Source organism: Tolypothrix sp. VBCCA 56010 (assembly GCF_050875635.1).
GTDB lineage: Bacteria > Cyanobacteriota > Cyanobacteriia > Cyanobacteriales > Nostocaceae > Hassallia.
On sequence record NZ_JBPAOH010000368.1, the window covers coordinates 1 to 1,002 of the forward strand.

1 protein-coding gene is annotated in these 1,002 nt (G+C 39.8%); it reads right to left on the reverse strand.

Annotated features, from left to right (window positions below; genetic code table 11):
- The coding region (locus tag AABK37_RS41515; protein WP_432557201.1) for an IS4 family transposase at positions 1-919 on the reverse strand (919 nt) is incomplete at its 3' end.
- Between the last annotated feature and the right edge of the window lie 83 nt (positions 920-1,002).

Below are 1,002 nucleotides of genomic sequence, written 5' to 3' on the forward strand. Positions count from 1 at the left end.
TTTGGGGGTCAACTACATTGGTGAGGTAGTAATACCAAGTGGCACCCCACAAGACAGAAACTAGGCGAACTGGATGCTTACAGGGATGAGAACGGTATTCGCCCATAGTGATAATTTCATCCCGATAGAATTGACCACTTGACAAACAATATTTGACTGTGTAAGCAGTTTTTTCTCGCAGCCGTGTCACAAAAAACTTGTTACTTGCAGTGAATCCATCAAACCAAGGAAATTTAAAAAATCCTAAATCAAAAATCAATAATCCACCTACTGGCAAGCGTTCAAGTAAGGAGTCACACCAAGTTTTATCATTGGCTTTGATATTAGTTGTGTACCAAGTTGCAACTGGCTGGTGGGTAAATGCTGCCACCACCATCATAATTTTTCCTGCCACAGTTTTCTCTGTGTCTTTGAGTGCTTTTAGTTTCCTTCTAAGGGCTTCTAGAGTTGAACCATCGGCTATCCAGATGGCTGTAAATCTCTGAGATACTGGTTGCCAATTTGGAGGAATTGTACTTAGCTGTTGTTGTCCCTGAATTGTTTGTATTACTTGCTCAAAGATTTGTGTGAATAATTTAATTGGTAGTGTTTGAAGTCTTTTAGAGATTGCTTGGGCGCTGACTTCAATACGTCCTACCCACAGTAATCCTTCTTCAGATAAGATCCTTCGTACTTCTCTAATTCCGGGAATTTGACGATACACAAGACTTAATACTACTGCCATCATTACTGGTAATGTCAATATTCGCGATCGCAGTTTTTTTTCATCCTTAGCTGAACATGATTTTAGCGGTTTAAAATTTGTGGGTGACAGTAATAAAAATAGTTCTTTCTCGATTTGCTCAATTGGTGGTGCTGGCACATGTTTTTGCTGCCGCAGGTCTGGGTTTCCTTTTCGCGCTGGACGTTTTGTACTCATTATGTATCACTAATCACATCAAACCCAATGTTCTTAGATTACATCTTATGCTGACTTTTTGCTTAAGTTGACACCAATGGGCA